At 29.4% G+C, this 14,882-nt stretch carries 12 protein-coding genes and 1 pseudogene; 4 read left to right on the top strand and 9 right to left on the bottom strand.

The genetic code is table 11. The features are described 5' to 3' along the window. Nucleotides 1–46: 46 nt before the first annotated feature. The 3 genes and pseudogenes from OCU55_RS24030 to OCU55_RS04720 form a co-directional block, all read right to left on the bottom strand. A pseudogene (locus tag OCU55_RS24030) lies at nt 47–209 on the bottom strand (YkvA family protein); the annotation flags it as partial. 240 nt (nt 210–449) lie between these two features. Further along, nucleotides 450–983, bottom strand: coding sequence for a Chromate resistance protein ChrB (locus OCU55_RS04725; RefSeq protein ID WP_261851151.1), 534 nt, complete (start codon nt 981–983; stop codon nt 450–452). A gap of 272 nt (nt 984–1,255) precedes the next feature. Continuing rightward, complete coding sequence (locus tag OCU55_RS04720; RefSeq protein WP_261851150.1) at nt 1,256–2,935, bottom strand: ribonuclease J; 1,680 nt, start codon at nt 2,933–2,935, stop codon at nt 1,256–1,258. Nucleotides 2,936–4,055: 1,120 nt separating this feature from the next. Between OCU55_RS04720 and OCU55_RS04715 the strand changes: the two genes are divergently transcribed. Together OCU55_RS04715 and OCU55_RS04710 are read left to right on the top strand one after the other, a co-directional pair. After that, nucleotides 4,056–4,601, top strand: a complete 546-nt coding sequence (locus OCU55_RS04715; RefSeq protein ID WP_261851149.1) for a ribonuclease FAU-1 family protein — start codon at nt 4,056–4,058, stop codon at nt 4,599–4,601. A 512-nt stretch (nt 4,602–5,113) separates the two neighbouring features. Then, nucleotides 5,114–5,938, top strand: a complete 825-nt coding sequence (locus tag OCU55_RS04710) for an Ntn hydrolase family protein (RefSeq protein ID WP_261851148.1) — start codon at nt 5,114–5,116, stop codon at nt 5,936–5,938. Between the two features lie 192 nt (nt 5,939–6,130). On the opposite strand, the gene OCU55_RS04705 is transcribed toward OCU55_RS04710, so the two are convergent. Continuing rightward, the gene (locus OCU55_RS04705) at nt 6,131–7,084 is read right to left on the bottom strand and encodes a flavodoxin family protein (RefSeq protein ID WP_261851147.1); all 954 of its coding nucleotides are present in this window, start codon (nt 7,082–7,084) and stop codon (nt 6,131–6,133) included. 472 nt (nt 7,085–7,556) lie between these two features. Between OCU55_RS04705 and OCU55_RS04700 the strand changes: the two genes are divergently transcribed. Then, nucleotides 7,557–8,810: a PucR family transcriptional regulator gene (locus OCU55_RS04700; protein WP_261851146.1), complete on the top strand. Its 1,254-nt coding sequence runs from the start codon at nt 7,557–7,559 to the stop codon at nt 8,808–8,810. Between the two features lie 518 nt (nt 8,811–9,328). On the opposite strand, the gene OCU55_RS04695 is transcribed toward OCU55_RS04700, so the two are convergent. The 4 genes from OCU55_RS04695 to OCU55_RS04680 all read right to left on the bottom strand — a co-directional run bounded on the left by OCU55_RS04695 (nt 9,329) and on the right by OCU55_RS04680 (nt 12,801). Further along, on the bottom strand, nt 9,329–10,198 hold the full coding sequence (locus OCU55_RS04695) for a cation diffusion facilitator family transporter (RefSeq protein ID WP_261851145.1): 870 nt from the start codon (nt 10,196–10,198) through the stop codon (nt 9,329–9,331). A gap of 88 nt (nt 10,199–10,286) precedes the next feature. Beyond that, nucleotides 10,287–10,994, bottom strand: a complete 708-nt coding sequence (locus tag OCU55_RS04690; protein WP_261851144.1) for a TMEM165/GDT1 family protein — start codon at nt 10,992–10,994, stop codon at nt 10,287–10,289. 492 nt (nt 10,995–11,486) lie between these two features. Continuing rightward, nucleotides 11,487–12,485 carry a tetratricopeptide repeat protein gene (locus tag OCU55_RS04685; protein WP_261851143.1) on the bottom strand — a complete coding sequence of 333 codons (999 nt, stop codon included), beginning with the start codon at nt 12,483–12,485 and terminating at the stop codon, nt 11,487–11,489. A 94-nt stretch (nt 12,486–12,579) separates the two neighbouring features. Next, entirely contained in the window at nt 12,580–12,801 is a 222-nt protein-coding gene (locus OCU55_RS04680) for a YdbC family protein (RefSeq protein ID WP_261851142.1), read from the bottom strand. A 258-nt stretch (nt 12,802–13,059) separates the two neighbouring features. On the opposite strand from OCU55_RS04680, the gene OCU55_RS04675 reads away from it, so the two are divergent. Then, nucleotides 13,060–13,776 (top strand): GNAT family N-acetyltransferase, encoded by a 717-nt coding sequence (locus tag OCU55_RS04675; protein ID WP_261851141.1) that lies wholly within the window; start codon nt 13,060–13,062, stop codon nt 13,774–13,776. A 91-nt stretch (nt 13,777–13,867) separates the two neighbouring features. Here the strand turns inward: OCU55_RS04675 and OCU55_RS04670 are convergent, their stop codons facing one another. Beyond that, a complete protein-coding gene (locus tag OCU55_RS04670; protein ID WP_261851140.1) occupies nt 13,868–14,818 on the bottom strand; it encodes a metallophosphoesterase family protein in 951 nt (316 codons plus the stop codon). Nucleotides 14,819–14,882: the final 64 nt, after the last annotated feature.

Here is a 14,882-nt window from a genome sequence, read left to right as displayed (position 1 = left end):
TCTTTAAAAGCTTCATTTTCCTTTTCTCTACACTCTGCTAAAATGTTTTGGGGTATTAACTTTATAACAAGAGATATTCCTGCTGGAACTATTATAATATCGTCTAAATATCCTAAAACAGGTACAAAGTCTGGTATTAAATCAACAGGGCTTAATGCATACCCTACTACAAGAATAGCTATAAGTTTTGTGTACCATGGAATATCAGGTCTTTGACAGGCTATATATAATACTCGCAATTCCTTTTTTATTTTTTTCGCCTTTAACTTCAACTTCTCAAAATTCGTTTTTAACTTCATAATTATTTGTGATAAAATATTTTTCATAATTTCTCTCCGTACCTTAATATAGATGTACCAATTCGTAATAAAATTCATATTTTAAATTCTCTCACCAGAATCAGTGAGAGTTTTAAAAATGGTTTAAGGATCGAAGTTGAACATCTTTAATTACAACGCACCATTTCTTACATATACTTCATTGCAGTAATTTTCCAATATATCTTTACAGTTTATAAGTGTAGTTTCTGATTCTTCTTTCATAGATGAATTAAAAAAGTCCCTTTTAATTATTGCTTCAAGCCAAATATTCAACTTTCTTAATTCATGTTCGTTTTCCTCAATTTCAGCAAAAGAAAAATTATTTTTTTCAGTTTCTTTTTGAATCTCTTGCTTAAAATCTTTACATTTCTCTAAAAATTCCTTGTACTCCTCATCTCTTGCATTATTAAAGTAATCTACAATTGGTTGATCTGATTGGTCCAATAAGAAATCAGTCTTCATAACAAATGACTGTCCATAATTTTCTTTAACCTCCGCTGCAATCTCATTAAATATTTTGATATGCTCATCGTTTAAAGGGAGTACCCATATTGACTGTCCAATATTAATTGAACCTGTACGTTTTAACTTTCTCCATATACTAACCCTGATCCTTGATGGCTCTCTAGGCAGTGTAAAATTAATAGCTAACCATTCTTCCATCACAAAACCAACTCCTTAAGTTGTAATACCTATTACAATTTTATTGTAGCAAAATGTAATATGTATTACAATATATTCATCCTATAATTTACAATTATTAAAATACAAAACAAAAGACTGCAAAACTTAATGTAATTTTTTTTCTCACACAAAAACAAAGAGTTCAGCCATTTAATCTTAGCTGAACTCTTTATACTATTCACACTCTTCATATATAATTCATGTCTTTTAAAATCATCTTTTCAATGTTTAGCCTAAATTATTACAAGACTCTATATCTCAGTTATAACAGGTAAAATTGTAGGTTTTCTCTTCATTTTTCTATATATAAAACCATCTATTTCTCGTCTAATAGAGTTCTTTATTTCTGACCATTGCATTACATTGTTACCAAGGCATTTTTCTATACTGTCAGTTGCTATTTGCCTTATTTCTTTAATTAATTTCTCTGAATCTCTAACATATACAAAGCCTCTTGTAACTATATCTGGTCCAGAAATTATTGTTTTACTTTCTTTATCTATAACAACAACTACGGTTATAATACCATCTTCACCTAGATTTTTTCTGTCACGAAGTACAACATTACCAACATCTCCGACTCCAGATCCATCTATAAGGATTCTTCCCGCAATTACTTTACCAGCTTTTTGAGCCTTCTTTCTAGATACTTCTAAAACATCTCCTATCTCTAATAAGAATATGTTTGATTTATCCATTCCAATGCTTTCTGCGATTTCACCATGTCTTTTTAAATGTCTATATTCGCCATGTACAGGCATAAAGAACTTTGGCTTTAACAATGTATGAACAAGCTTAATTTCCTCTTCACAGGCATGCCCTGATACATGTATATCTTCTATTGACTTATAGACTACATTAGCACCCTTCTTTGTTAAATCATTTATAACATTAGAAACAGCCTTTTGGTTTCCTGGTATAGGTGTTGCTGAGATAATAACCATATCTCCCTTTTCTATTTGAATGCTCTTATGAGTTCCAAGTGCTATTCTTGTTAATGCGGACATTGGTTCACCTTGGCTACCAGTGGTGATTATTGTAATTCTATCATTTGCATATTTTTTAATATCATTTAATTCTATAAATACGCCTTCAGGTATAGATAAATATCCTAGTTCCATAGCAACTTTACATATTTTCTCCATACTTCTTCCACTTAAGGCAATCTTCCTATTATGCTTTACAGAAGCATTAGCAATTTGCTGCACTCTATGGATATTTGATGCAAAGGTTGCTACTATTATTCTGCCATCAGCCTTAAGAAAGAGATTCTCTAAAGCCTCACCAACAGTTCTTTCTGACATTGTATATCCCTTACGAGTAGCATTAGTGCTATCAGCCATTAGAAGCAGTACACCCTTTTTACCTAACTGCGCATATCTATTTAAATCTATAGTTTCTCCATCAATTGGTGTAAAGTCAATTTTAAAATCACCAGTATGAACAATAATACCTACAGGTGTGTGTAAAGCAATAGATACACTGTCTGCTATACTGTGATTTGTTCTTATGAATTCAACCTTGAAATTGTTACCAATCTCTACTATATCACCTGGTTTCATCATATTTAAGGTACAGTCATTGAGAATCTTATGTTCTTCTAACTTGCTTTCGATTAAACCTAAAGTTAATTTTGTTCCATATACAGGAACATTTAATTGTTTTAAAACATAAGGTAAAGCTCCTATATGATCTTCATGTCCATGAGTTATAAAAAATCCTTTTACTTTATCCTTATTTTTCTGCAAATAAGCTATGTCTGGGATTATAAGATCAATTCCAAGAAGTTCTTCATCAGGGAACGCTAATCCACAGTCTATTATTACTATCTCGTCTTCATATTCGAAAACAGTTAGATTTTTACCTATCTCTCCTAAACCGCCTAAAGGTATAACCTTTATTCTACTTCTGTTTTTAATTTTATTTGTCATATTTTCTCCTAACTTGTAACTAAAGGTATCGAGAATTGCTAGTGCGCTTTTAATTAATAATCCTTTTGCGCATCTATCCTTTCCAAACTAATCTAAGGAAGTTTTGAAAAAACAAATCCTCTTTTTTATCCTTTTGCCTAGCAAAGATTATCTTTTTCTTATAATAAAATATAATCTTTCTAATATTTATCCATACAAATTCTATTTAGTTTTCTTCATAAAATAATGTATTAAAGCATTTCTATTTCAATACTTTTATGAGTAAAACTAATTAGAACCTCTATAAATTGTAATTTTCAAAAGAATAAAAAATAGAACCTAGTTACTACTAATTTTTTATTATCGCTATAATTTTTTGATTCCGATCATCAATATTACCTATTAAAGTTTTTCATCTCTAAAGTTATTTTGTCTAAGGAATTTATATCTATGTATCACTTCATATTGCTTAATAAATTTAAAATTTCTGCTTAAAAAAAGTAGAATTTAAAAAATATTTTTCCTATGGAAGTGGTGCAACTTTAATAATTTCGCAAAGATTGAAAATAAACTCAAATTATCCGCACGTTAAAGTTTCTTGTATAAATATTTTTTGCATTTATAAAAAAACTTGAATAAATATAAATCTAGAATAAATTTTAATTAACTTATATTCATTCATCTTCTTTTACAAGCATCTATTTATTATATTTCCCTTTTTTTATTAAAAATATCTGGTTTTCCTAAAATCGTTCTCAATGTGATATTATCACGAGTATCATCATTCAGTCAAATTTTATTAATTATATTCCTATAAATTTATAGAAAATTCTAATTTCAAGGTATAGTTAAAGGTAAAACCCTTATGGTTCAAGCTAGTACTGCTAAAACAAAAGTCCTTATTAAAGCTTTCAAGACTAGAGAAGCGATTTTTGTGTGATTTTCAGAAAAATACCTTATAATCTGAAAACTAATTTGTAATTTGAAAATACTCTAATGTCTACAGTTTTCTTAGAGTTAATTGGTGTAATATGGTATAATTAATGATAATTAAGACAGCATGGTAGGATATAGCGAATATGCAAAAGTTGTTAATGGAAGTATTATAAAAATTATTTCTATTTTGTTTGGGAGATTAATAATGAAGAGAAAGTCTACAGATAGAACATATTTAAAGAGAGTTATTGATAGAGATTTTATTTCAATATGTGTTGACGATTATGATTTTAAAGGATATATCACACTTTTTAAGATGAATAAGGTAACGCAAGATTGTATTATTAAATATGGGGAGAAAAATATTTGTGTTATTGATAACGGTTATAAGATGATGCAATACGTGCCTTTAAATGAGAATTATACCCTAACAGCATTTTGTGATAAAAACAATAAGTTAGTGCAATGGTATTTTGATATTACCTATAGAAATGGTATCGGTGATGATGGAATACCTTTTTATGATGATTTGTATCTGGATATTGTTATCTTACCACCTTCAGATATTCATTTGTTGGATAAAGATGAATTGGATGAAGCGAGGGATACTAAAGAAATTAATGATGAGCAGTATAATTTAGCCTGTAATGTTGCTAATAAATTAATGAATGATATTTCAAATGATAGAATTCCTCTTTTTAAGAGATACGAAACCGACCTTAATCATCTTCTTGAGTTAGTTAAACGGTAAAACTTTTCGAGAAAGCGATGCAATGAAATATGCAAATGTAAGATAAACTTAAAAAATATTACGCTATTTTCGAGTTAAATGTAAAAAAATTAGATACTGTTACAGAGTCAAATAGTTCCGATGTTTATATCTTGACATTAGAATGTGAAGTATTCAATGTTTACGCTGGGACTAGGGAAAGTTTCTCAGAGGGTTATAAATCCATAAGAAAGCTGCCTGATTTAGATAATACTCTTCCTTTTTATAAGTTTTTGACTGCCTTTACCAGGATAGGGTGGTGCGTGAAAAGGTCTAAAACGAATGAAAATTTCTACTTTGAATTTAATAATCAGATAGGTAGAATAATTGAAAACTTTTCTCTTGATTCATAATTTTCTTAAATAACGAACTAAAAGAACCTAGTAATCGGTCCTTTTAAAAATCTTATATTTTCAACATTATTCTTGAACATAGCGTAATCTTTTAATTATGTAAATTTATTTGATTAATTAGTTTAGAAGGAGTTTTCTAAAATGTGCACAAGCTTTGCAGTATATAGTCAAAACAATCCAATTTACGGCATGAATTTTGATTCAGATGACATTGATTTAAAGCTAAATATTTATAATTATGCTGATAGTGATGTTTTTTACTTTTCAGGATTAATGGATAATATTTATAGAGATATTGCTGGTATTAATAGTAATGGCTTATTTATATGTACCCAAGCGCTAGAATATAGCCCAAATTTTCAACCATGTAGTAATGGAAATAATGTATTTGCTTTTGATGTTATTGAAGAATCATTAAGGGTAGGGGACAAAGTATCAGATTTTTTAGATATTCTAAATAATAGAAATGCTTTCTTTTCCTCAAACCCTTTTTTTCCCAATATGGGCTTACATACTATAATTGCAGATAAATACGGTGATGCTGTAATCCTCGAAGAGGGAATAAATACTAATGTTATAAGTAAAATAGATGGCAAGTTTATTGTTATGACAAATTTCCCAAATGGCAATTTTAAAAATCAAAAATTTGACGAAGTTTACGGATGTGGTGCTGATAGATATATAAAAGCATATAAGAATATAAATGATAAAATTAATAACTTTGGAATAAATGATGCTTTTGACGTCTTAAGAAGAACATGCCAGGATACAACTATTTGTTCGATAGTATTTGAACCATTAAAATTGGAAGCATATATTTGTTTTAAAATTGATTTTGATAAAAAGTGGAAAGTGTCCATAAAAGAAAAAACAATTCACTCTTTGAACGGATTTAATAATAACAATTCAATTATTTTTACCACTGAAGGAGTAAGTGCTAAACAGCTTTATAAATTTTACGAATAAAGAATCATACCAAATTATTAATTCATATTCTTCTTATTTAACGTCACATAAATAAAAACGAATAATTAATTAAAACACTGCATTATTCTTAATTGAATTTTGCAGTGTTTTTACATCGTAATTCAAGAATATTATAAATAATAATAAAAAAGCAACCGCTATGGTTGCCTAATATTCTCGTCTATACTTATTTTATTTGTCAATCTCTATAGTTGGAAACTTCAATTCTTTATACTTAACAAACTTTTCTTTTACAGTGGCTAAGTTCTCTTCTGTATAGAAGCCGCCTTGTGTGTGCATGATTTCCTTTAAATGATGTTCTCTTCCTTCTACAGATGTACGATCACGGCTTAACCCATCTTCTTGAATAACAAATTTCCATTTTCCTTCTTCTGTTTTTTCTAAATTTCCTCCAGCTCCGCAAACCTGACATTCAACAGGAAAATGTAGTCCGTCCCACTGTAATTCTCCTAAGACTAATGCATTAGAATGACAATGTGGACACCATCCCATATCTTCTTCACCAAGCCATCCTCTTTCTTCTACTGGTGTATTTAATGACTTCATGATATTTTGTCCCATCTCATGAGCTCTTTCAATCATATCATCATGTAATAAACATTGCTTTGGTGCCGGTACTCTTGTAGCTAAGTACATGTCTATTACTTTAAAATCATTTGTAAAACATGTTGCTTGCATACTTTCTAGTGCCATTGACTGCCACGAACGTGTAGATCCACCAACTGCAATAAGTCCAGCAACCCTATCCCTATGTTCAATAGCTCCAATTGATTCTAAAAATGCTGATTCATATGCCAAATTCCTATGCATAAACTTTGAAAATGTAGCCGTTGGCATTAAATCATAGGTTGGTGCTGACACAATAATTGCATCTACATTTAGCATAACCTTCATGATTTCTTCTTTATCATCCTTTTTGCTTAAGGTACAACCAACATTTTTACCACTGCTCATGCCATGTGTACAAGCTGTACATCCTGAACATTCAATAATATTATAATTTCTCAAATTAATCATTTTAACATCTGCACCTTGCTCTTGACATGCAAGTAGTGCTTCCTTTAATAGGATTTCTGAGTTTGAATCCTTTCTTCCTGCTGTAATCCCTAACACTGTAAAAGCCATAGTATACTCTCCTCTTAAATTAACCTTATATTGATTTAGAACTGATTTTTAATCATCAGTTTTTCACTATCTTAATGTAACTCTTCATTAAAAAATTCATATTTTCAAAGCCTCCTCTAAATAAACAGAGGAGCTTTAAAAATATGTTTATGATTTAGGTAAAAGATTAATAATTAAGACAAAACAAATAATTTTGTCTTACACATTTAAATGATTTGTTATAATATTAACATGTTGAAAGTTGTGATTCATCGAAAATACGTCCTAAATTAAGCCTATTAACGCTATAATATTTAGACACTTTTTTAATTTATGAAATTATTTAAGCACCGTATTGAAATTGATTGGTTAATCATCCGACGCTTTAATGATCTTACGCAAAGAATTTATATCTTAAATTCCCCACTTAACTGGTAAGAGTTTTGAAAATAGTTCAATATTAGATTAGTGTGCTTAAAACAAGGAGAAACTTATGAAAAAAGAACTTAATTCATATAAGAAAAAATACGAACTCTATCATAGCCTTTTTGCTGAAAGCAGTGTAGATGCAATACTTAGTAAAGCTGAAAACTTTTTAGGCAACCCTATTTTCATCTTAGATACTAGTTATCGCATTATTACACGCTCAAATCTTGCAAAAGATGAAAACTCAAGTATCGAAACTAGAAATGGGGAAAATTATCTTTTGTCAGGTACTATTGATTTAATGAAAAAGAACAAATGCATAGATACAATCTATAAAACAAACACTTCTTTTTTTCATAGTGATGATGAAAACTTAATATTTTGCTCCATTAGAGTTAATGACATATCAATTGCATATATAAGCATTTTGCAAAGCAACCGGAATTTTCAAGAGGAAGATTTAGATCTTACAAATATTTTATCCAATGTACTTTCTATACAAATTCAAAAAGAACATCTATTCATAAGTGATTCAGGATTGGATGAAGAATATTACCTAATTGATTTATTGACAAATAAAATAGATAATATTGAACATGTTGAAGAACGTCTACAACATAGTAGTTTTAATTTAAATAAAAATCTACTAATAATTACAGTTCCCTTTAAACAAAAGTATGAAGATTATAGACATAACTTCGGATTAAGGCAGTTAATTAATGGTTTTAAAAACATACTTGGAAATTGTATTTCTACATACTATAAAGATAAGATCATTTTCCTTATAAGTAGTGATTTAGAAGAAGTTATTTCTGATAATACAAAAGCAACTCTCTTAGAATTTTTAAAATTAAATGGTTTAAGCTGTGGCATAAGCATTGTTTTTGATGACTTATTGTTTATAAAAGACTTTTACATTCAATCTACATATGCCCTAGAGCTATCGTTAGATATGAAAGTAGACAACCATATTAATTATTTTGAAGAATACGTTGAATATTACTTGTTTTTTATTTCTTCAAAAAAAGCTAATGATTTACAAAACATAAATTTACAAACTTTAATTCATCCTTGGATTAAAAAACTTACTAAATTTGATGTTCAAAATAACACTGAGTTACTTAAGACTCTAAAGATTTATTTAGAAAGTAATAGAAATGCTAATGAAGCTTCAAACAGATTAAACATCCATAGAAGTACCTTCTTCTATCGCTTCAATAAGATACAAAACTTACTTGATATTTCACTAGATACCAATAACAACTTATTTAAATTAGAATTATCTTTTAAAATTGCAAATTATATTAGATTTATGCTTTAAGTATGTACCACTCCTTAGATTTAAAATACATCTAATAAACTATAAAGCTTTATTTGGATAAATTGGGATACGAAGTAGTTTGTCCATATAGTATCACCAACATTTATTTAATACATAGTTCAAGTGTATTATAACAGATACTCTCTAAAGGATTCATATTAATACTTAGTTGTCCATAAATTTATTTAAATTATAATTTTCTAAAAAACTCCCTTATAAAATGCAAATTAATCTGCAACTTATAAGGGAGTTCCTAATATTATCTATTTGCTTGTTTAAGAGTATTGTTGAAATTAAGTGGTTATAAAGGAGATGCTATATGAGCGAGCTATTAGAATTAAATGATTTTTTCAGATGGAATGGGGTTAAAAAACTGTACTGTTCGAACGTAGTGAGTTTACAGTTTTAGCCATGGAATATGAAGAAATCATATTAATTCTTTGCGTAAGCTCATTAAAGCATGGGATGGATAACCACTTAATTTCAACACGGTGCTTTAACTGCACCTATCTATTAAATTATTCGTTTGGCTCTACATGAATCATTGCCTCTGCAATATTAAAATCATTTTTTAAATTTCTTTCTATCTCTTCAGTAATGATATGCGCTTGAACTACATTTAAATCAGAACTAACACCTACAGTAGCATCTATAAGAATGTTATTACCAAGAGCACGTGCTCGTATTACTTTAACGGTTTCAACTCCTGATACTAATTTTATATTCTCAGTTATGTTATCTAGTTCTTCTTTACTAAAGCCATCAGTAAGATTATGAGAAGATTCTCTAAATATATCCCAACCTGTTTTAATAATTAGCATACCAACAATAACTGCAGCAAGTGGGTCAATCCATGGCAATCCAAACTGAGATGCTATGATTCCAATTGCTGTTCCAATACTAACCCAAGCATCGGAAAGATTATCCTTAGCTGCCGCCATAAGACCAGCACTATTTATTTTAACTGCAATTTTTTTATTATATCTATACACAACATATATAATTCCTGCACATAAAACACCCACGACTGCTGCTACCAAATCCGGTGCCTTAGCTTTAAAATGAATAATCGACTGAACTGCATTATACAATACATTTAGCCCAACTGCTATCATAATAAAGGAAGCAACAAGCGAAGCTATTGTCTCAGCCCTGAAATGTCCATAAGGGTGATCTTCATCTGCTGGTTTTCTTGATATTTTAAGGCCGATTAATACAGCAACTGAAGCTATTATATCAGTTGTATTATTAATTCCATCTGCAGATAGTGCTTCGGAACCTGAAATATAACCAATTCCAACTTTAATTAGAGATAGTGCTATATATGCAAGAATACTTACTCTAGCTCCTCGCTCAGCCAGTTTTAGATTGTTAAACCTTTCATCCATTAACTTCACTCCTTGATTAATGTATAGATGTACCACTTTATTATTGACTTTATGTTTTCGGATTGAAGTGGTACATCTTTACTAACTTTTATTCATTCACAACTTCAGACTCCTCTATCTTTACAACTTTTCTCTCACACACCTGTCCAAAATATGCAAATTTTACTCCAAATAAATATATAAGTACTCCTAGTATTCCTAAAAATAAAGAAATATATAAAGGTGTTAATAATGAACTTGATACAGAATTATACAAAGTTAATGTTCCAAAAAACATGAATACAATTCCTGCCACCCACTTTATATATACTTCAGGTATATGTCTGCACATCCATGCACCACCTAAAATACCTATTCCATCAGCTATAAGCATTCCTACTGTTGTTCCCATTAAGATGAACAAAGGTTGCGTATTTTCAGCAGCGATAGTTATAGTCATAAGTTGTGTTTTGTCCCCCATTTCAGCTAAAAAAAATGCTATTGCAACTGTAGCAATTGGTCCAAATTTTACTTTCTTATTTTCTTCATCATCTAATTTATCTCCACGTATAGTCCAAAGACCAAAAACTAAAAAAGAAACTGCAGCAACCATTTTAACCACATTCATTGGTATCATGGTACTCAAATAGCTTCCAACCGCAACGGCTAAAGCATGATTAAGAACAGTAGCTATTAAAACTCCCAAAAGTACTTGTTTTGCTTTATACTTGCTTGCCATAGCCATTGCCAAAAGCTGAGTCTTATCTCCCATTTCAGCAACTACTACTAGAAGTAAAGCTTTGATAAATGATGCCATATTTTATCTCCCCTTGATATTTATAGGTTTATTTACAAAAAAATTTTATACTTTCCTGAACAATAAAAAAAGACCTCTAACACAATGAATTCATTGTGTTAAAAGTCTCACTTAACTAAAATTAGTTACGATACAACCAGACCAATGGTCAGTATGTTGACTGTATCACCTTTTTCAAGGCAGTTACTCCCTTTTAACTATACATCTTTACTTTATAAAAAAATTATATTATATTGTATTCTCATTTGTCAATTGATATTCCAATTTAGGATATATAATTAATTTATTATTGATAAATTAATTAGTTTAATTTTATTTAGAAGTAGTTCCTATATGAATGCACTCATTATAAAACTTATTAATAGACTTTTACTTAATTTTATTTATCAACTGATAACAAATTAATATTATTACAAACCATCTGCTGATGTGCTTTTTTTTATATGATCAAACTACAGTTATTGATGGAACTGCTACCTAAATTTTAGTTGTTTAAAAGAACAATTTTCTATAAAAATTTAAAAACCTATCACTTTCTCTCACTTTGTCAAACAAAGCGTCTTGAAAATAATCTATGAAGTTTATTCCTATATTTTCAGCCAATTCTAAATTATTATAGAAAGCTTCATTGTCATCATTTATCAGATTAATTGCTGCTAGTATAATATAAAAATCGCCGTTATTTGAATCAAGTGCAATTGCTTTCTTAATACTTTCTTCAGCAACCTTAATGTCTCCTAGCTTTATCTGTATATAGGCATAATTTTTGTATGCAGCAGCAAAACTTTCATTTAGCTCTATAGCTTTCAATACATCAGCCAACGCATTTTCGTAATCTTTCATTAAAATATAAGCAAAGGCTCTATCATTGAAGCATTCACTAGAATCAGGTCTCAAAGAAATTGCCTTCGAAAAATATTCTATAGCTTCACCATATCCCCTGACTTTTAGATATATAAATCCAGTATTTTTAAAATACAAATACTCTTTATCATTCATACTAATTGCTTTTTTGTAATCATCTAAAGCTTTCATGAAATTCTTAATTCCAAGGTACGCTTCTCCTCTGCCACCATATGCCGAGGGTAAGTACTCTGCTGAAAGATTCATATTTATGCATTCAGAAAAATCATTAATTGCTTTGTCAAAGTCTTTATTTTGCAAATACGAGTAAGCTCTTAGATAATATGCTAAAGGGCTAAAATTATCTATTTCTATTATCTTAGTTGTATTCAAAATAACCTTATTAAAATCATTTAATTTAAGATGTATACTACTCTTTAAGTAATAAGTACCAATATCAGTAGGTTCTACTTCAACTGCTTTATCAAATTCAGCTAGAGCCTTATCATATTCTCCACTACTCAAAAATTCATTTCCCTGCTTAATAAATGCATTATACTGATCTTCTTTAGAATAGGAAGTGTTTTTGAAGCTTACTGCCACTATAACAAAAACACCTAACAGTAATAATATAATTAAGATATACATCCTTTACTCCCATCTTCTTGTTTTATACCTCTCAAACAAGGGTAATCTTATGTTTATTTATAATTAGAATTTTCCATAATCCTTATTGCTTTCATTATAAATCCATGTTATTTAAAATATCTTTTAGTTCCTTCATCTCCTCTTTAGAGAAGGTGACCCCTTTGCCCATTTTCTTATGTTCCCCGTCCCACTCTCTAATGTCATACTTAGCTTCTTTATCGTTCCAGCTAATAAGGTTTACTTCTTTCTTCCACCCCTTAGATGATTCTGAAAGAGTTCCTAAACTTTCTTTTATCTCAAATTTAATATCTGCCATAATGCTATCCTCCTATAACTTATCTTAATAGTTTTTGTAGTAAACACTTAATACTTTTTTCTATATTTAACTTTAATATTAAGATTATTGCCCCAATACGTCAACTTATTTCATCTTTATTCTTCTGCTATACAACAGTGAATATTGAGGATATTAATGGTATAATATGAAAATATATTCATATTAATAACCAGAAAAAGCTATTGATGTTTGATAAAGAAATGCTTTACCCTATAAAAAAACAAGGTGGTGTCCTAAATGAACAAAGTAAGCAAAGTAAATTTTGCACAAGATCAACTAGGGATCTTATGGAACTGCTCTTCACATTTATTTAATCAAAACGAAAATGTATTCATTGAGTCTGATGACACATTTTTCAATATAATTACCTTTGGCAAAAATGCTGTTATAAAAGCAGATCCACTTATTTATGAATGGTGCATTAAAAACTTTTCAAAAACACCTGCACGTTTTATTATAGACAGAGAGAATTTATTTGCCATTGAAGCTAAATTACGAGAGTTTGGAAAAATGCTTGGCGGAGAACAAGTTAGATACTTATATTTAGATAATAATAAATCTATACACAAACCTTGTGATTATGAATACAAACTATTTGATAAAGATAATATAAAAGACTTGTATGCAAACAAAGATTTTAGCAACGCATTAAACTTCAGGAATGATGTTATAGCATTTGGCGCATATAAAGAAAATAAGCTTGTTGCTTTAGCTGGTGCTGATGATACTATGGGTAAGCTATGGCAAATCGGTATAGACACCATCCCCGAACATCGTAATAAAGGTCTTGCTGCATACCTTGTTAAAACACTAGCTGATGAAATCGAAAAGTGTGGTATGATGCCCTTTTATACTACTTGGAGTCCTAATATTGCTTCAACAACAGTTGCACTTAACACAGGCTTTTTCCCTATTTGGGTTAGCTATGTTGCACAAGATATTTCAGAAACTTAGAAAATGAATGAACTGAAAAATAGTACTAATTAAGACCAACTAATAAAACCTACTGTTATAGATTTCTTCTCTAACAGTAGGTTTTATTAATCTAGTATTTATTAATTTCTTTTGTAAATATCCACTTCTTTTCTTTCATATCTCTTCCTTTAACAACAACCTTATTTCCGTTAACTTCAATATATAATCCCTTAATATAAGGTAAGTTTTTTCTACCTCCTTTACTATTGGCATCCGGAATAACAGTATAATAAACAGCTCCAGTATGTATCATAGTAAAGGGTTGATCCACCACAACACTGCTTTCAATTAAATCTCTATGGGTGTGTGAAGTGAACAATATTGCTTCAGGATATTTCGAAAGTATTTCTCTGATTTGTTTGCTTTTATTAACAGAAGTCCAGTTTTTATTTCCACTATCTAAAGGCTGATGTAAGAATACAAATATAGGTTTTCCCTTTTGATAACTTTCACCTATTTTTTCTTTAAACCAGTTTAATTGTTCATCGGATATATAAGCTGAAACTGAGTCTATAGTTTTAGAATTCCCATCCTCAGAGCCTAGAGATATAAAATGATAGTTTTTCACCCAGGTATCATGATATACCTTTTTTTCTCCTGAAAACTCAAGATATCTATTTATAAAGGTTTGAACTTGCTCCGGTGAATTAACTTTTATATTGTAATCAAAAAACTCATGATTACCTATATTGATAATTATTGTTTTTGGTATCAAATTCTTATCTTCGATTAATGTTTTTTTCATTGAAGCATACTGAGTCTCTATTCCTTGACCCACCGTGTCTCCGTTCAATACTAATGCATCCATGTTAGAATTTACTGTATTCAAATCATCAATTGCCCCTTGAAAATGTTCAATATCATCATGGACATCTCCAAGCACTGCAAAAGCAAGATCTGAATTTGAAGTTGGTGCTACGGCAGCTTTATCAGTATTTTTATTTTCGTTTATGAATATATAAACGATTACACCAGTGATAATTAATATAATTGAAACAATAATTATTTGACTCTTTTTCATTTTAATCACCTCTCTTAAATGCATAGTATTTTATGAAACAATAATTAACATAAATGTAGTGTTA

It is taken from the genome of Clostridium folliculivorans (assembly GCF_024341905.1).
GTDB lineage: Bacteria > Bacillota > Clostridia > Clostridiales > Clostridiaceae > Clostridium_AR > Clostridium_AR folliculivorans.
This window is presented reverse-complemented; position numbering and strand designations above follow the sequence as displayed.